The following is a 15,616-nucleotide window of genomic DNA, read 5'->3' as shown; positions in this document are numbered from 1 at the left end:
TCCTGGTCACACCTCGACCGGGAGCCCCGCCGCGCGCCAGGCCTGGAAGCCACCGATCAGGTCCGTCGCCCGGTACAGCCCGAGCCGGTGCAGCGACTCGGCGGCCAGGCTGGAGGCGTACCCCTCGTTGCAGATCACCACCACCCGCAGACCGTGGCTCACGGCCTCCGCGGCGCGATGGCTTCCCCGCGGGTCCAGCCGCCATTCCAGCTCGTTGCGCTCGACGACCAGGGCCCCCGGAATCAGCCCGTCCCGTTCCCGCAGTTCCGCGTAGCGGATGTCCACGAGGAGCGCGCCCTCCTCGGCCGCCGCCTTCGCCTCCCGCGGTCCGATCCGCTCGTATCCGGCCCGCACCCGCTCCAGGAGTTCGTCGATCCCGAGGCGGTGGTCACCGTTGTCGTGCCGGGTGGCGCTCACTGCCAGTCCTCCGGGCGTTCGGTCTGCTCGAGGCGGAGTACCGCGCCGGTGCGGCTGTAGCGCCGGATCCGCGGCAGCGGCGGGTAGTACGCGTGGACGGAGACGGCGTGTTCCGTGGCGGACTCGTTCAGCACCTCATGGACGTGGTGCCGGCCGAACGCCTTGCCCTGCCCCGCCGTCAACTCCCGCGCCCGGTCGACGTCATCGGCCAGTTCCAGGGTCTTCCAGCCGTCGGTGGGCAGCCGCGCGGCAAGCGCGTGCTCCTTCAGCGTGCCGGCCGCGGTGAGGAAGGCGCCGATGGAGTCCGCGTGGTCGTGCCAGCCGGTGCCGGTGCCGGGCGGCCAGCCGATCAGCCAGGCCTCGCTGCCGCCGGGGCCGTCGAGCCGGATCCAGGTCCGGCCCTCGGGATCGAGGGGGAGCGAGGCGATGAGCGCGGTGTCCGCGGCGGTGCGGCGGACGAAGTCGAGCAGTTCCGCAGCGGTCGGACCGGGGGCGGACGGGTCGGACGTACGTACGGGAACAGGGGAGGGGGAAGAGGAGGCAGACACAGGGACCGTCCTGAGAGTTCGCGTGGATGCCCCTGCCGCACGTCACAGCGCGCGGCGGAGCAGGAGGAAGCGATTCAGCAGGACGGGCGACACACGCAGCCCGCATAGCGGAGCAGGTCCATATGGACCCTCCGCCACAGGCGCACATCGGTGTCGGTCATGGTCCGGAGTACACCATGTGCGCCTGCGTCGGTCAATCGACGTCGAGCGTACGGAGGCGAGGCGGCCGTGTGCGGACGTCGGTCAGTTGACGTCCGCCGTGTGGTCGGAGCGTACGGAGGTGAGGACCGCGCCGCCGCGTGCCGCGTCCGCCGCCGCCCGGAGTTCGGCCGGCCGGACCCCGCCGAACGACTCCACGAGATGGCCGTCCGGCCTGACCAGGAGGACGGTGTGCGCGGACGCACCCGGGTAGCTCTCGGCGACCAGCAGCTCGGCCTTCACCGGCAGGGCGTCGACCGTCTCGACGAGCCGGGGCATGATCCCGGCCCGCATCCAGTGCCGCCGGTCCCACACCCCGGTACCCGGGGCCACCAGCACCACCAGCAGGTGCCCCTGCCCCAGCCGCTCCCGGAGCCGTACGGACGTTCCGTCCGGCGCGGTCACGCGTACATCGGCGACCGGCGCACCCGGGGGCGTACCCACCGCGGTGTGCGCCTCGGCGCGTGGGGGCGCGAGGGGGGAATGGGAGTAGGACGGGGGCGCACCGAGGGGGCCGCAGCCCAGATGTCCGTCGGTGAGCAGCGAGTCGTGCCCCCGTGCGCTCCCCGGGACCAGGGTCCGCAGGCCTCCGCCGCCCCGCAGTATCGGCAGCGACTGGTCGGCGGCGCGCAGCCGGGAGGCGACCGCGGCCCGGCGCTCGGCCTGATAGCTGTCGAGGAGCACGTCGGACGCGCCGTGATGCCAGGCGAGCGCCAGCTTCCACGCCAGGTTCTCGGCGTCCCGCAGCCCCTCGTCGAGCCCCTGGGTGCCGAGGGCCCCCAGCAGATGCGCGGCGTCCCCGGCCAGGAAGGCCCGCTTCACCCGCCACCGCCGCGCGAGCCGGTGGTGGAGCGTGTGGACGCCGGTGTCCAGGAGTTCGTACGCAGGTGTCTCGCCGCACCAGCCCGCCAGGGTGTCCCGGACCCGGGTGACCAGCACATCCGGCGTGACGAGCTCACCGCGCGGCGGCAGCAGCCAGTCCAGCCGCCAGACACCGTCCGGCAGCGGCCGTGCGCTGACCTCGGCACCACCGGTCCGCCAGGGCGGCAGCCGGTGCAGCACGGCCTCGCCCGGCCAGGGCAGCTCGGTGCGCAGCGCGGCGACGGCGTGCCGCTCCACCGCCGTACGCCCGGGGAAGCGGATGTCGAGGAGCTTGCGCACGGTGGACCTCGCCCCGTCGCAGCCGACCACGAAACTCCCGCGCCACCAGGTCGAACCGGGCTCCCGGGTGTGGACCGTCACCCCGTGCGGGTCCTGCTCCAGCGTGTCGACCCGGCTGGGCCCCGCCGTCTGTACGAGTTCCTGCGCGGCCACCGCGTCCCGCAGGCCCCGCACCAGCGCGTGCTGGGGTACGTGGACGGGGGCGGACGGCAGGTCGCCCACGGGCGCGCCGTCGGCGAGCGGCAGCTCCCGTACGAGCAGCCGACGCCGCATGGACCGCCAGCCGGACCAGCGAAGGCCCTCGTCCCGGAGCGTCTTGCAGCCGAGCCGTTCCACCAGGTCCGCGGTGTCCTCGCGCAGCACCACCGTGCGGGCCGGGCGCGTCTCGTCCCTGCCCGGGTCCTCGTCGAGGAGTACGGAGGGCACGCCCTGCGCCGCGAGCGCGAGCGACAGCACCAGGCCCACGGGCCCGGCACCGACGATGATCACCGGGTCCACGGCACGGCCCCCGGAACTCCCGTGGTCGGACGCGAGAAGGCGCACGAGAAGGCGCACGAGAAGAGCGAAGAGGCCGGAGCGGCCCCTGAGGCGGGGGGCGGCGTCGAAGGAGATGCGGCGGCGGAGGCTCGGGGCGCGATCACAGAACGTATGCAACCTACTGCCGGTGCGTGCGTCAAGTGACACCGGAACGCGGCGAGGGGCGGTGGCAGATGCGCCACCGCCCCTCGCGGACGTCTGTCGACGAGCCGTCAGGTGGAGGCCGAGTCCATGACGAGCACCGGCTCACCGACCGTCGTCGGTGCGCCCTTCTTGCCGTCGCTCTTCTTCCGTTGCCGAAGTCGCCGCTCCAGCCAGCTCGCGAACGAGGTGAGGGAGAAGTTCAGGGCGATGTAGATGACGGCGATGATCGTGAAGCACGCGATGGTGTTCGCCCCGTAGTTCGCAGCCATCGGCCGGACCGACGCCAGCAGCTCGGGAAACGTCATCACCGCACCACCGAGGGCGGTGTCCTTCACGATGACCACGAGCTGGCTGACGATCGCGGGGAGCATCGCGGTGACCGCCTGCGGCAACAGCACGAAGATCATGGTCTGACCCTTGCGCATACCGATCGCCTTGGCAGCATCGGTCTGCCCCTGCGGGAGGGTCAGGATGCCGGCGCGCACGATCTCGGCGAGCACCGAGGCGTTGTAGAGCACCAGCCCGGTGACCACGGCGTACAGCGGCCGGGTGTCGGTGGGGATAGTCGTGTACTCGGAGTACACGGCATTCGCGATGATCATCAGGATCAGCACCGGGATGGCCCGGAAGAACTCCACGACCACACCGGACGGTGCGCGCATCCACCGGTGGTCCGAGAGCCGGCCGATTCCGAACAGGGCGCCTAGGGGAAGCGCGATGATCAGTGCGAAGAAAGCCGCCTTGAGCGTGTTCTGGAGCCCGGGCCAGATGTACGTTTCCCACGGCTGGTGGCTGGTGAAGAAGGGCTTCCACTTGATCCAGTCGAGCTGGTGCTTGGAGGCGAGGCCGTCGTAGACCCACCACACCACGGCTGCGGCGACGAGCACGAACAGAACGGTGTAGAGGATGTTCCGCCGCTTGGCGCGCGGCCCCTGGGCGTCATAGAGGACCGAGGTCATCGCTTCACCGCCACCTTCTTGCTCACCCAGCCGAGGATGAGGCCGGTCGGGAGGGTCAGAACGATGAAGCCGAAGGCGAAGACGGCCGAGATCAGGAGCAGCTGCGCTTCGTTCTCGATCATGCCCTTCATCAGGTACGAGGCCTCCGCCACCCCGATCGCGGACGCGACCGTGGTGTTCTTCGTCAGCGCGATCAGCACGTTGGAGAGCGGATTGACGACCGAGCGGAAGGCCTGCGGGAGGATGATCAGACGCAGAACCTGGCCGAAGCTCAGGCCGAGGGCACGTGCGGCTTCGGCCTGACCGACCGGCACGGTGTTGATGCCCGACCGCAGCGCTTCGCACACGAAGGCGGCGGTGTAGGCGCTCAGTGCGAGCACCGCGAGCCGGAAGTTGATGTCGGTGAAGTCGCTGGCGCCGAGACTGACGCCCATCGTCTGGAACAATCCCAGCGACGAGAAAAGGATGATCACGGTCAGCGGAATGTTCCGGACCACATTGACGTAGCCGGTCGCGAAGCCGCGCATCAGGGGGACCGGGCTGACCTTCATGCCGGCCAGCAGCGTTCCCCATATGAGGGAGCCGAGGGCGGAGTAGACGGTGAGCTGCACCGTCACCCAGAACGCCCCAAGCAGGTCGTAACCATCAAGAAAGTCGAACACGATCTCCCGCGCTTCCGCGTGTAGGAGGGCACGGCGCGCCGCCTTCAGTGGCGGCGCGCCCGGTCAGCCCTGCTTCACTTGACGATGTTGCCGATCTTCGGGGCGTCTTCGTTCTTGTAGCCCGCCGGACCGAAGTTGGCGTCCACGGCCTTCTTCCACGAGCCGTCGGAGACCATCTTGGTGAGCGCGTCGTTGATCTTCTTCTTGAGGTCGGCGTCGCCCTTCTTCAGGCCGATGCCGTAGTTCTCGTTGGTCATCTTGAATCCGGCCAGCTTGAACTTGCCCTTGTTGGCGTCCTGCGAGGCGTAGCCGGCCAGGATGCTGTCGTCGGTGGTCAGCGCGTCGACAGCCTTGTTCTCCAGGCCGGTCAGGCACTCGGAGTAGCCGCCGTACTCCTGGAGCTGCGCCTTCGGGGCCAGCGTGTCGTGGACGTTCTGCGCCGAGGTCGAGCCGGTGACCGAGCAGAGCTTCTTGTTGTTCAGGTCCTCGGGCGACTTGATCGAGGTGTCGTCGGCGCGGACCAGGATGTCCTGGTGGGCGAGGAGGTACGGACCGGCGAAGTCGACCTTCGCGAGGCGCTTGTCGTTGATCGAGTACGAGGCGGCGATGAACTTCACATCGCCGCGCTCGATCGCCGTCTCGCGGTCGGCGCTCTTCGTCTCCTTGAACGTGATGTCCCCGGCCTCGTAGCCCAGTTCCTTGGCGACGTACGTGGCGACATCGACGTCGAAGCCCGTGTACTTGCCGTCCGGGGTCTTCAGGCCGATACCCGGCTGGTCGATCTTGATGCCGATCGTGATCTTCTTGCCGCCGCCCGACCCGGCGGAGTCGCCCTTGTCGTCGGAACCACAGGCGGTGGCGGTCAGGGCGAGGGCGAGCACGGCGGCCGAGGCGGCGGTGACCTTACGAAGCTGCATGGTGAATTTCCCTAGAGTTGACGCGAGGTGAGTGATCGGCCGGTCCGGTGACCGGCGGCGAAGGCTCCATCAGTGGTGAAGGATCTTCGACAGGAAGTCCTTGGCCCGGTCACTGCGCGGGTTGCTGAAGAACTGGTCGGGCACGGCCTCTTCGACGATCTTCCCGTCCGCCATGAAGACGACCCGGTTCGCCGCGGAACGCGCGAAGCCCATCTCGTGGGTGACGACGACCATGGTCATGCCGTCGCGGGCGAGCTGCTGCATGACCTCCAGCACCTCGTTGATCATCTCCGGGTCGAGTGCGGAGGTCGGCTCGTCGAAGAGCATGACCTTCGGGTCCATCGCCAACGCCCGGGCGATCGCCACACGTTGCTGCTGGCCGCCGGAGAGCTGGGAGGGGTACTTGTCCGCCTGGGTCCCGACGCCCACCCGGTCGAGCAGCGAACGCGCCTTGTCCTCGGCCGTCTTCTTGTCCGTCTTGCGGACCTTGAGCTGGCCGAGCGTCACGTTCTCGAGCACCGTCTTGTGCGCGAAGAGATTGAACGACTGGAAGACCATGCCTACATCGGCGCGCAGTCTCGCCAGCTCCTTGCCCTCCTCGGGCAACGGCTTTCCGTCGATCGAGATCGCGCCCGAGTCGATCGTCTCCAAGCGGTTGATCGTGCGGCACAGCGTGGACTTCCCGGACCCCGAGGGCCCGATGACGACCACGACCTCGCCACGGGCGATCGTCAGGTCGATGTCCTGGAGCACATGCAGCGCGCCGAAGTGCTTGTTGACGTTGCTCAGCACAACCAGGTCGCCGGCCGCGGGTGCAGCGTCCTCGGCGCCCTTGGTCACTGAAACTCCGCTCATCGGCTTTTTGCTCCGTCCTCCTCGGTTGGGAAGGACCTTAGTGACGCAGTGCGACCAGCGTCATTACATCTGAGCGGAAATTGAGCATAACGATCCGGCGGCAACCGGACACTCCGCGTGAACGGGACGCCTCGGCGGCCCCCGGGGCGTACCGGGTGCATAACGGAAACGTGGATGCAACAGGCGGGCACTTGACTGGCCCCCCGGGATCGGGGTGGATGCTCTGGTACACCCTGACGTGAAACGCCCCGGTACGGGGAAGTAACCACAGGTGTACGCGACCGTACAGTCACCGCACACCTGCGGAGAGCGGAGAGGGGGGCCATGAGACTGCTGCTCGTCGAGGACGACAACCACGTCGCCGCGGCCCTGTCCGCGATTCTCGCCCGGCACGGCTTCAAGGTGGTGCACGCCCGCAGCGGCGAGGAGGCCCTGCAGGCGCTCCTCCCCACCGACACGGAACCCTTCGGTGTCGTGCTCCTCGACCTCGGCCTGCCCGACCAGGACGGCTACGAGGTCTGCGGCAAGATCCGCAAGCGCAGTGCCGTACCCGTGATCATGGTGACCGCGCGGGCCGACGTCCGCTCACGGATCCACGGACTCAACCTCGGCGCCGACGACTACGTGACCAAGCCGTACGACACCGGCGAGCTCCTCGCCCGTATCCACGCCGTCAGCCGGCGCAAGACGGGCCCCGAGGACACCGCGCCCACCCCCCTCGCCGCGCTGCGTCTGGGGCATGTCCACATTGAGCTGCCCACCCGCCGGGTCAGCGTCGACGGCAGTGAAGTGCAGCTCACCCGCAAGGAGTTCGACCTGCTCGCGCTGCTGGCCCAGCGGCCCGGCGTGGTGTTCCGCCGCGAGCAGATCATCAGCGAGGTGTGGCGTACGAGCTGGGAGGGGACGGGACGGACCCTCGAGGTGCACGTCGCCTCCCTGCGCTCCAAGCTGCGGCTGCCCGCTCTGATCGAGACCGTGCGCGGGGTCGGCTACCGCCTCGTCGCGCCGTCCGCGTAGAAGGCGTACGTTCCCCTTGCGCACCCGGCTGCTTCCGCTGCTCATCGTCCTCATGGCGGCCGTTCTGCTCGCGCTCGGCTTCCCGCTGGCCGTCAGTGTGGCGGCGGCCCAGCAGCAGCGCGTCGTGATCGACCGCATCGACGACACGGCGCGCTTCGCCGCGCTCGCCCAGTTCATCACCGAGCGCACCAGTGGTTACGACGAACGGCGCCGCACGCTCCAGGGCGAGCTGGCGACGTACGACTCCGTGTACGGCATCAGGGCCGGTGTCTTCTACCGCGACGACTCCGCGATGGCCAAGGCGCCGGGGTCCTGGCGGCTGCCCGTCGAGGGCGAGGGCCGCGAGGCGTTCAAGGAGGCGCTGCTCGGCCGCCGCAGCCACGATCCGCCGCAGGTCTGGCCCTGGCAGGACGGCCGCGTGGTCGTCGCCTCGCCCGTCGTCCGGGACGGCGATGTGATCGCCGTCGTCGTCATCGACTCGCCCACCGGCCAGATGCGCGCCGCCACCCTGCGCGGCTGGGTGCTGATCGCCGCGGGCGAGGTGATCGCGATGCTGGTGGCCGTCGGCGCCGCCAACCGGCTCACCGGCTGGGTGCTGCTCCCCGTGCGGACGCTGGACGCCGCCGCCCACGACATCGCCAGCGGCCGGATGCGGTCGCGGGTCGCGGCGTCGGGCGGGCCACCGGAACTCAGGCGCCTGGCCCGTTCGTTCAACGAGATGGCCGACAACGTCGAGGACGTACTGGAGCAGCAGCGGGCCTTCGTGGCGGACGCCTCGCACCAGTTGCGCAATCCGCTGGCCGCGCTGCTGCTGCGGATCGAGCTGCTCGCTCTCGAACTCCCCGAGGGCAACGAGGAGATCGCCTCGGTGCGTACGGAGGGCAAGCGCCTCGGCCAGGTCCTCGACGACCTTCTCGACCTGGCGCTCGCCGAGCACGCCGACGCCGATCTGCAGCTCACGGACATCGGCGCCCTCAGCTCCGAACGGGTCAACTCCTGGCGGCCGGTGGCCGAGGAGAAGGGCGTGCGGCTGATCGCGGACGGCATCCCGGCCGTCACGGCCTGGGCCGATCCCATCGCGCTGTCCAGCGCGCTCGACGCCGTCATCGACAACGCCCTGAAGTTCACCCCCGAGGACGAGGAGGTCCGGGTCACCGTCGCCTCCGACAGCACCTGCGTCACGGTCGCCGTCGCCGACCGCGGGCCGGGGCTCACCGAACAGGAGATGGAGCGCGTCGGCGACCGGTTCTGGCGCAGCTCGCAGCATCAGAACGTACGGGGGTCCGGCCTCGGCCTCTCCATCTCCAAGGCGCTCCTCGCCGCGAGCGCCGGGTCGCTGGCCTGTACACGGAACGAACCGCACGGGCTGCGCGTGACGGTCACGGTGCCGCGCAACGGACCGCAGGGCTGAGGAGGCGGCCCGCAGGCTTCTCGCGCAACCGGGCTGAGGAGGCGCCCCGCCGGGCCGAGAGGTCAGGGCTTGACCGAGCGGTAGTAGCGCTTGGCCCCTTCGTGCAGCGGCAGCGGATCCGTGTAGATCGCCGTCCGCAGGTCCACCAGCTGCGCGGCGTGCACCTCGCGCCCGATCCGGTCCCGGCTGTCGATCACCGTCCGGGTGAACGCCTCCGTCATCGCCGCGTCGGTGCGGTCGGTGGTCACCAGCACATTGGCGACCGCCACCGTGGGGACGGCCTGCCCCTGCTGCGCGTTGCGGTAGGCGTCGGCGGGCATCACAGCCGAGCGGTAGAAGCGGGTGGAACCGCCGGCCGCCTGGAGCTCCTTGATGAGCGGGTCCTCCAGCGGAACCAGCCGGATCGAGAACCGGTCCGAGAGATCGGCCACCGCACTCGTGGGCAGCCCGCCGGACCAGAAGAACGCGTCGAGCCGGCCCTCCTCCAGCAGCTTCGGCATCGTGTCGATGCCCACGGGCACGGCCGTCACATCGGCGACGGGGTCCAGGCCCGCGGCCGTCATCAGCCGGTCGGCGACCAGCCGCACCCCCGACCCCGGCTGCCCGACCGCCACCGTCTTGCCCCGCAGATCCCCGACCTTGCGGATGTCGGAGTCCCGCTTCACGACCAGCTGGATGTAGTCGTCGTACAGCCGGACACAGCCGCGCAGCCGGTCGGCGCCCGGCCCCCGGTCCCTGAGGTACGTGGCGACGGCATCGGTCGTCGCGATGGTGAAGTCGGCCTTGCCCGTCGCCACCCGGGCGATGTTCTGCTGTGAGCCCTCGCTGGTCTGGAGGTGTATCGACACCTCGGGAAGATCCTTGGCGAGGGCGGCCTCGAGCCGCTCCCCGTAGCGCTGGTAGACGCCGCTGCGTACGCCGGTGCTGAATGTCAGCGTCCCGTTGGGCGCCGGGTTCCCGAGGGGCAGCAGCCACCAGAGGAGCAGTCCGAGCACGACGAGGAGGGCGGCGCCCGCCCGCAGCGAGCGACGCCGGCCGATTCGGGACAGAGCCGGGAGCATGGCGGCGATCCTGCCAGGTGGTTCCCGCCCCTGGCCAGGGGCGCCGCCGGATATCCCGCCCGTCCGCGGTGGCGGGAGGCCGCCCGCGGCGGGAGGCGCCCGTACAGCGCCTACCCTTGTCGCATGAGCAGCGGCAACCGGAGCGAAGCAGTGGACGTCAGAAAAAGCTATGAGGTGCGCACCTACGGGTGCCAGATGAACGTCCACGACTCCGAGCGGCTGTCGGGGCTGCTGGAGGACGCCGGCTATGTGCGGGCGCCCGAGGGCTCCGACGGCGACGCCGACGTGGTGGTCTTCAACACCTGCGCGGTGCGGGAGAACGCCGACAACAAGCTCTACGGAAACCTCGGCCGCCTCGCCCCGATGAAGACGAAGCGCCCCGGGATGCAGATCGCGGTCGGCGGCTGCCTCGCGCAGAAGGACCGCGACACCATCGTCGAGCGCGCCCCCTGGGTCGACGTCGTCTTCGGTACGCACAACATCGGCAAGCTGCCCGTGCTGCTGGAGCGCGCCCGGATCCAGGAGGAGGCGCAGATCGAGATCGCCGAGTCCCTGGAGGCGTTCCCCTCCACGCTGCCCACCCGCCGTGAGTCCGCGTACGCCGCATGGGTCTCGATCTCCGTCGGCTGCAACAACACCTGCACCTTCTGCATCGTCCCGGCGCTGCGCGGCAAGGAGAAGGACCGCCGGACCGGTGACATCCTGGCCGAGATCGAGGCCCTGGTCGCCGAGGGCGTCTCCGAGATCACCCTGCTCGGCCAGAACGTCAACGCGTACGGCTCCGACATCGGCGACCGCGAGGCCTTCTCCAAGCTGCTGCGCGCCTGCGGGCGGATCGAGGGCCTGGAGCGGGTCCGCTTCACCTCGCCGCACCCGCGCGACTTCACCGACGACGTGATCGCGGCCATGGCCGAGACGCCGAACGTGATGCCGCAACTGCACATGCCGATGCAGTCGGGCTCGGACACGGTCCTGAAGGCGATGCGGCGCTCGTACCGGCAGGAACGCTTCCTCGGCATCATCGACACGGTGCGGGCCGCGATGCCGGACGCGGCGATCTCCACCGACATCATCGTGGGCTTCCCCGGGGAGACCGAGGAGGACTTCGAGCAGACGATGCACGCGGTCCGCCAGGCGCGTTTCGCCAACGCCTTCACCTTCCAGTACTCCAAGCGCCCCGGAACCCCCGCCGCCGACATGGACGGGCAGATCCCCAAGGAGGTCGTGCAGGAGCGTTACATGCGCCTGTCGGTCCTCCAGGAGGAGATCTCCTGGTCGGAGAACAAGAAGCAGGTCGGCCGCACGCTCGAGGTCATGGTGGCCGAGGGCGAGGGCCGCAAGGACGGCGCGACCCACCGGCTGTCCGGCCGCGCACCCGACAACCGCCTGGTCCACTTCACCAAGCCGGACCAGGAGGTGCGGCCGGGCGATGTGGTGACCGTCGAGATCAGCTACGCCGCCCCGCACCACCTGCTGGCCGAGGGTGCCCCCCTCGGGGTGCGGCGGACCCGCTCGGGGGACGCCTGGGAGAAGCGCACCGCCGCCGCGGCCGCCAAGCCCGCCGGCGTCATGCTGGGCCTGCCGGGGATCGGCGCCCCGGCACCGCTGCCCGCCGCCTCGGCCCCGGGCTGCGGCTGCGACTGACGGGCGGTACGGCTCCCGGCACCTGACCGGCTGCCCGCCGCGGGGGTCCGCCGACCTGACCGGCTGCCCGCCGCGGGGGTCCGCCGGGTGCGCGGCGGGCGACCAGTACGCTGCCCCTCATGCTTGTCGCCGCCGCTGTCTGCCCCTGTCCGCCGCTGCTGGTCCCCGACGTCGCCGCCGGTGCCGCGCCCGAGCTCGACGGGGCCAGAGCCGCGTGCACCGACGCGCTGGGCGTACTCGCGGCCTCCCGGCCCGATCTGCTGGTCGTGATCGGCCCGGCGGACCTCGCGGGCCGGGGCACTCACCCGGAGGGCGCCACCGGCGGTTTCCGTGAGTTCGGCGTGGACCTCGGCGTACGGCTGGGGCGGGACCTGGGCACCGTCGCCGAGCGCCCGCTGCCCCCGTCGCTCGCGGTCGGCGCGTGGCTGCTGGCCCGCACCGGGTGGACGGGCGCCCCGGTCGAGGCGCTGGGCGTGGGCGAGCCGCTGGAGACCGGCCGTTGTACGGAGACGGGGCGGGCGCTGGCCGCCCGGGCGGACCGCGTCGCGCTGCTGGTCATGGGCGACGGCAGTGCCTGCCGCACCCTGAAGTCGCCCGGCTACCTGGACGAGCGGGCCGTCGGATTCGACGCGGAGGCGTCGCGCGCGCTGGGTGCCGCGGACACGGCCGCGCTGATAGCGCTGGACGAGGCGCTGGCGTACGAACTCAAGGCCGCGGGCCGCGCCCCCTGGCAGGTGCTCGCGGGGGCGGCCGAGGGAGCCGGGCTGGACGGGCGGCTGCTGTACGACGACGCTCCGTACGGCGTGGGGTACATGGTCGCGGCCTGGTCCTGACCCCACCCCTCTCCCTCGGAGCGGGAAAAGAACGCACGACGGCCGTGGAGCGGCATCACTCCACGGCCGTCGTGCTGTTCTTCGCGGCCCGGTGTCAGGAGGCGGGCGGCGTGCTGCCCGGCGGGGGCGGCGGGGTGCCGCCGTCCTTCTGGGAGAGCCGGTCCACGGCTTGCTTGGCCTTCTGCGTGCCGGTCACGATCTTGTCGCTGTACTTGCCCTTGGTCTTCGCGTCCACCGTCCGCGCGGCCTTGTCGAGCCCCTGGTCGATCTTGTCCCCGTGCTGCTGCGCGAGGTCGCTCACCTTGTCCTTGGCGGGGCTCAGCTTCGCCTTCAAATTGTCCATGAAGCCCATCGGACACCTTCTCTGCTGGGGGCTGCGTGCGCGTGTTCTCTCCGGTCCCGCTACCCGCCACGCCGTCCCGTACTCCGGACCGCGGCATCGGCGGTGCACGAGGACAAACGGCGGAACCATGAGAAACCACCCATATGTAGGCATCATTTTACTCGGCGGAGGGTGACCGGGCGGCCACCCTCACCGCCCGGCATCGCCCATTCGGGGATCAGCCCCGAGGTTTGCGAGACTGTGGCAGTGAGAAGTCCAGCTCCCGCTCCGCGGGTCATCGCCGTCGTCGGTCCCACCGCAGCCGGAAAGTCCGACCTGGGGGTGTTCCTCGCCCAGCAGCTCGGGGGCGAGGTGGTCAACGCCGACTCCATGCAGCTCTACCGGGGGATGGACATCGGCACCGCCAAGCTGACGCTCGAGGAGCGCGGCTCGGTCCCCCACCGGTTGCTGGACATCTGGGACGTCACCGAGACCGCGAGCGTCGCGGAGTACCAGCGCCTGGCCCGCGCCGAGATCGACCGGCTGCTCGCCGAGGGTCGCACACCCGTCCTGGTGGGCGGTTCCGGCCTGTACGTGAAGGGCGCCATCGACGCTCTCGAGTTCCCCGGTACGGACCCCGGCGTCCGGGCCGCGCTGGAGGCGGAGCTGGCCGAGCACGGCTCCGGAGCACTGCACGAGCGGCTCCGCGCGGCCGACCCCGAGGCCGCCCGCGCGATCCTCCCGGGCAACGGCCGCCGCATCGTGCGGGCCCTCGAGGTCATCGAGATCACCGGCAAACCCTTCACGGCCAACCTCCCGGGGGACGACCCCGTCTACGACGCCGTCCAAATCGGCGTCGACGTGGCGCGCCCCGAACTCGACGAGCGCATCACCCTGCGCGTCGACCGGATGTGGGAGGCCGGACTCGTGGACGAGGTACGCGGCCTGGAGGCACGTGGCCTGCGGGAAGGGCGCACCGCCTCCCGGGCCCTCGGCTACCAGCAGGTGCTGACCGCTCTCGCCGGGGAGTGCACCGAGGACGAGGCGCGCACCGAAACCGTGCGCGCCACCAAACGCTTCGCGCGCCGCCAGGACTCCTGGTTCCGCCGCGATCCGCGCGTCCAGTGGCTGAACGGTGCCGCGGAGCACCGCGGGGAACTCTCCGGCCTCGCGCTGGCGTTGGTCGAACGAGCGGTTACAGCCTGATCACGTGATGGCATCGGGAAGCCCTGCCCGTCAATTCGGCGACCTGCGGCGTGCCATCATCGAGCATCGATCGACCAGTGGAGTCCGAGTTGGGAGGGCGCGTGGCGATGGAGGCCGGCCCTCGCGACACAGAACAAGACGCACCGGACACGCAGCACGAGGCAGGACGACTGAGCCCCGACGGGCCCGATGAGCTCCCCGTGACCCCCGAGGTCGAGGTGGAGCTGCGTCCCGCCCGGCGGATGCGTATCTGGCAGCTCGCGCCGATCGTCATGCTCGCCGCGCTCGGATCGCTGATGTTCGCCTTCCCGCTCGCCTTCGAGGTGGGCGACGGCGGCCCGGTGGTCGCCATGCTGGGACTGCTGATCAGCTGCTGCGCCGCGGGCTGGGGCATGATGGCCGCCCGCCGCGTCGGACACACCTGGCCGGGACTGCCGTCCCGGAGTTCAGGGGAGCGGGCCGACTGGCGGGTGATCGCGCTGTACGTGACGGTGTGCGCCGTCCTGGTCGCGCTGGCCGTCTGGCGCGTGGCACGACTGCGGGGCTGACCTCCCTGTGCGGCCGTCCCCGCCCGCGGCGGGCCGGTTCGCCACGCTGTCGGTGTGGGCTCGTACAGTTGTCCTGTGACCACCTCGCAGATCGCCTTCCTCAAGGGCCACGGCACCGAGAACGACTTCGTGATCGTTCCCGACCCGGACAACGCCATCGACCTGCCGGCGTCCCTCGTCGCCGGGCTGTGCGACCGTCGCGCCGGCATCGGCGGTGACGGCCTGCTCCATGTCGTGCGGTCCGCCGCCCACCCGGAGGCGCAGGACATGGCGGGCGAGGCCGAGTGGTTCATGGACTACCGCAACGCCGACGGCTCCGTCGCCGAGATGTGCGGCAACGGCGTGCGGGTCTTCGCCCGCTATCTGCAGCACGTGGGAGCCGTCGAGGAGGGCGACCTCGCGGTGGCCACCCGTGGTGGCGTGAAGAAGGTGCACCTGGCCAAGGACGGCGACGTCACCGTCTCCATGGGCCGGGCCCTGCTCCCCGGCGACGGGGTCACCGTCACCGTGGGCGACCGCAGCTGGGACGCCCGCAACGTGAACATGGGCAATCCGCACGCCATCGCGTTCGTCGACGACCTCGCGCACGCCGGAAGCCTGTTCACCGAGCCGGCCTTCGCGCCCGCAGCCGTCTACCCCGACGGCGTCAACATCGAATTCGTCGTGGACCGCGGTCCACGCCATGTCGCGATGCGGGTCCACGAGCGCGGCTCGGGCGAGACCCGCTCCTGCGGCACCGGCGCCTGCGCGGTGGCCGTCGCCGCGGCCCGCCGGGACGCGGCGGACCCGGCGGAGACCGGGGCCCCGGTCACGTACACCGTCGATCTGCCGGGTGGCACCCTGGTGATCACCGAGCACCCGGACGGCGAGATCGACATGACCGGAGCGGCCGTAATCGTCGCCGAGGGCATGATCGATCCGGTATGGCTGGAAACGCTCAAGGGATAGGGCCTCCCGCTTGGATCAGGCCGGATCAGGGAGCGGGGTCTGGTGCGTGCAGCTGCAAGGCGGAGGAGGGAGTCATGGCGGAGCCCTGGCGACCGACGACAACGCGGCAGATGTGCGTGCCAGACCCCGCGAGCCCGGCATGATCCAAAGGAGAGGCCCCTCGAGCTTCGCTCGAATGGGTGATCCGTTTCACGCTGGGCGAGAGCGGGACTCCGCCACGTGGTGGGG

At 70.7% G+C, this 15,616-nt stretch carries 17 protein-coding genes; 7 read left to right on the top strand and 10 right to left on the bottom strand.

Annotated features, from left to right (window positions below; translation table 11 throughout):
* Positions 1–6 precede the first annotated feature (6 nt).
* The 8 genes from ABTX18_RS30635 to ABTX18_RS30600 all read right to left on the bottom strand — a co-directional run bounded on the left by ABTX18_RS30635 (position 7) and on the right by ABTX18_RS30600 (position 6,398).
* The gene (locus tag ABTX18_RS30635) at positions 7–417 is read right to left on the bottom strand and encodes a rhodanese-like domain-containing protein (protein WP_352126038.1); all 411 of its coding nucleotides are present in this window, start codon (positions 415–417) and stop codon (positions 7–9) included.
* Positions 414–965 (bottom strand): cupin domain-containing protein, encoded by a 552-nt coding sequence (locus tag ABTX18_RS30630; RefSeq protein WP_352126037.1) that lies wholly within the window; start codon positions 963–965, stop codon positions 414–416. The genes ABTX18_RS30635 and ABTX18_RS30630 overlap by 4 nt, the downstream gene beginning before the upstream one ends.
* Positions 966–1,039: 74 nt before the next feature.
* Complete coding sequence (locus ABTX18_RS30625; protein ID WP_311307652.1) at positions 1,040–1,126, bottom strand: putative leader peptide; 87 nt, start codon at positions 1,124–1,126, stop codon at positions 1,040–1,042.
* 82 nt (positions 1,127–1,208) lie between these two features.
* Positions 1,209–2,822: an FAD-dependent monooxygenase gene (locus ABTX18_RS30620; RefSeq protein ID WP_352126073.1), complete on the bottom strand. Its 1,614-nt coding sequence runs from the start codon at positions 2,820–2,822 to the stop codon at positions 1,209–1,211.
* A gap of 251 nt (positions 2,823–3,073) precedes the next feature.
* Positions 3,074–3,964 carry an amino acid ABC transporter permease gene (locus tag ABTX18_RS30615; RefSeq protein WP_352126036.1) on the bottom strand — a complete coding sequence of 297 codons (891 nt, stop codon included), beginning with the start codon at positions 3,962–3,964 and terminating at the stop codon, positions 3,074–3,076.
* Positions 3,961–4,626, bottom strand: a complete 666-nt coding sequence (locus tag ABTX18_RS30610) for an amino acid ABC transporter permease (RefSeq protein ID WP_352126035.1) — start codon at positions 4,624–4,626, stop codon at positions 3,961–3,963. The genes ABTX18_RS30615 and ABTX18_RS30610 overlap by 4 nt, the downstream gene beginning before the upstream one ends.
* A gap of 74 nt (positions 4,627–4,700) precedes the next feature.
* Positions 4,701–5,543, bottom strand: coding sequence for a glutamate ABC transporter substrate-binding protein (locus ABTX18_RS30605; protein WP_352126034.1), 843 nt, complete (start codon positions 5,541–5,543; stop codon positions 4,701–4,703).
* A gap of 69 nt (positions 5,544–5,612) precedes the next feature.
* Positions 5,613–6,398, bottom strand: coding sequence for an amino acid ABC transporter ATP-binding protein (locus ABTX18_RS30600; protein ID WP_352126033.1), 786 nt, complete (start codon positions 6,396–6,398; stop codon positions 5,613–5,615).
* 324 nt (positions 6,399–6,722) lie between these two features.
* On the opposite strand from ABTX18_RS30600, the gene ABTX18_RS30595 reads away from it, so the two are divergent.
* Together ABTX18_RS30595 and ABTX18_RS30590 are read left to right on the top strand one after the other, a co-directional pair.
* Positions 6,723–7,415: a response regulator transcription factor gene (locus ABTX18_RS30595; protein WP_352126032.1), complete on the top strand. Its 693-nt coding sequence runs from the start codon at positions 6,723–6,725 to the stop codon at positions 7,413–7,415.
* 16 nt (positions 7,416–7,431) lie between these two features.
* Positions 7,432–8,826 (top strand): sensor histidine kinase, encoded by a 1,395-nt coding sequence (locus ABTX18_RS30590; protein ID WP_352126031.1) that lies wholly within the window; start codon positions 7,432–7,434, stop codon positions 8,824–8,826.
* A 62-nt stretch (positions 8,827–8,888) separates the two neighbouring features.
* On the opposite strand, the gene ABTX18_RS30585 is transcribed toward ABTX18_RS30590, so the two are convergent.
* Positions 8,889–9,887, bottom strand: coding sequence for a TAXI family TRAP transporter solute-binding subunit (locus ABTX18_RS30585; RefSeq protein ID WP_352126030.1), 999 nt, complete (start codon positions 9,885–9,887; stop codon positions 8,889–8,891).
* A gap of 123 nt (positions 9,888–10,010) precedes the next feature.
* Here ABTX18_RS30585 and miaB point away from each other — a divergent pair, with 123 nt between their 5' ends.
* Both miaB and ABTX18_RS30575 read left to right on the top strand, forming a co-directional pair.
* Positions 10,011–11,531 (top strand): tRNA (N6-isopentenyl adenosine(37)-C2)-methylthiotransferase MiaB, encoded by a 1,521-nt coding sequence (miaB, locus tag ABTX18_RS30580; RefSeq protein WP_352126029.1) that lies wholly within the window; start codon positions 10,011–10,013, stop codon positions 11,529–11,531.
* Between the two features lie 119 nt (positions 11,532–11,650).
* A complete protein-coding gene (locus ABTX18_RS30575) occupies positions 11,651–12,364 on the top strand; it encodes a class III extradiol dioxygenase subunit B-like domain-containing protein (protein WP_352126028.1) in 714 nt (237 codons plus the stop codon).
* Between the two features lie 94 nt (positions 12,365–12,458).
* On the opposite strand, the gene ABTX18_RS30570 is transcribed toward ABTX18_RS30575, so the two are convergent.
* Complete coding sequence (locus ABTX18_RS30570) at positions 12,459–12,716, bottom strand: antitoxin (RefSeq protein WP_352126027.1); 258 nt, start codon at positions 12,714–12,716, stop codon at positions 12,459–12,461.
* 237 nt (positions 12,717–12,953) lie between these two features.
* Between ABTX18_RS30570 and miaA the strand changes: the two genes are divergently transcribed.
* The 3 genes from miaA (at position 12,954) to dapF (ending at position 15,388) form a co-directional block, all read left to right on the top strand.
* Positions 12,954–13,892 (top strand): tRNA (adenosine(37)-N6)-dimethylallyltransferase MiaA, encoded by a 939-nt coding sequence (miaA, locus tag ABTX18_RS30565; protein WP_352126026.1) that lies wholly within the window; start codon positions 12,954–12,956, stop codon positions 13,890–13,892.
* 107 nt (positions 13,893–13,999) lie between these two features.
* Positions 14,000–14,440, top strand: a complete 441-nt coding sequence (locus ABTX18_RS30560; protein ID WP_352126072.1) for a hypothetical protein — start codon at positions 14,000–14,002, stop codon at positions 14,438–14,440.
* 75 nt (positions 14,441–14,515) lie between these two features.
* Positions 14,516–15,388 carry a diaminopimelate epimerase gene (gene dapF / locus ABTX18_RS30555; RefSeq protein WP_352126025.1) on the top strand — a complete coding sequence of 291 codons (873 nt, stop codon included), beginning with the start codon at positions 14,516–14,518 and terminating at the stop codon, positions 15,386–15,388.
* Positions 15,389–15,616: the final 228 nt, after the last annotated feature.

It is taken from the genome of Streptomyces sp. NPDC096323, from assembly GCF_040302845.1.
Taxonomy (GTDB): domain Bacteria; phylum Actinomycetota; class Actinomycetes; order Streptomycetales; family Streptomycetaceae; genus Streptomyces.
This window is presented reverse-complemented; position numbering and strand designations above follow the sequence as displayed.

Bases quoted from the DNA above. Each gene is read 5' to 3' on its own strand.
- ABTX18_RS30625 (WP_311307652.1), bottom strand. From the start codon at position 1,126: ATGACCGACACCGATGTGCGCCTGTGGCGGAGGGTCCATATGGACCTG.
- ABTX18_RS30615 (WP_352126036.1), bottom strand. From the start codon at position 3,964: ATGACCTCGGTCCTCTATGACGCCCAGGGGCCGCGCGCCAAGCGGCGG.
- ABTX18_RS30605 (WP_352126034.1), bottom strand. From the start codon at position 5,543: ATGCAGCTTCGTAAGGTCACCGCCGCCTCGGCCGCCGTGCTCGCCCTC.
- ABTX18_RS30600 (WP_352126033.1), bottom strand. From the start codon at position 6,398: ATGAGCGGAGTTTCAGTGACCAAGGGCGCCGAGGACGCTGCACCCGCG.
- ABTX18_RS30595 (WP_352126032.1), top strand. From the start codon at position 6,723: ATGAGACTGCTGCTCGTCGAGGACGACAACCACGTCGCCGCGGCCCTG.
- ABTX18_RS30585 (WP_352126030.1), bottom strand. From the start codon at position 9,887: ATGCTCCCGGCTCTGTCCCGAATCGGCCGGCGTCGCTCGCTGCGGGCG.
- miaB (WP_352126029.1), top strand. From the start codon at position 10,011: ATGAGCAGCGGCAACCGGAGCGAAGCAGTGGACGTCAGAAAAAGCTAT.
- ABTX18_RS30575 (WP_352126028.1), top strand. From the start codon at position 11,651: ATGCTTGTCGCCGCCGCTGTCTGCCCCTGTCCGCCGCTGCTGGTCCCC.
- ABTX18_RS30570 (WP_352126027.1), bottom strand. From the start codon at position 12,716: ATGGGCTTCATGGACAATTTGAAGGCGAAGCTGAGCCCCGCCAAGGAC.
- ABTX18_RS30560 (WP_352126072.1), top strand. From the start codon at position 14,000: ATGGAGGCCGGCCCTCGCGACACAGAACAAGACGCACCGGACACGCAG.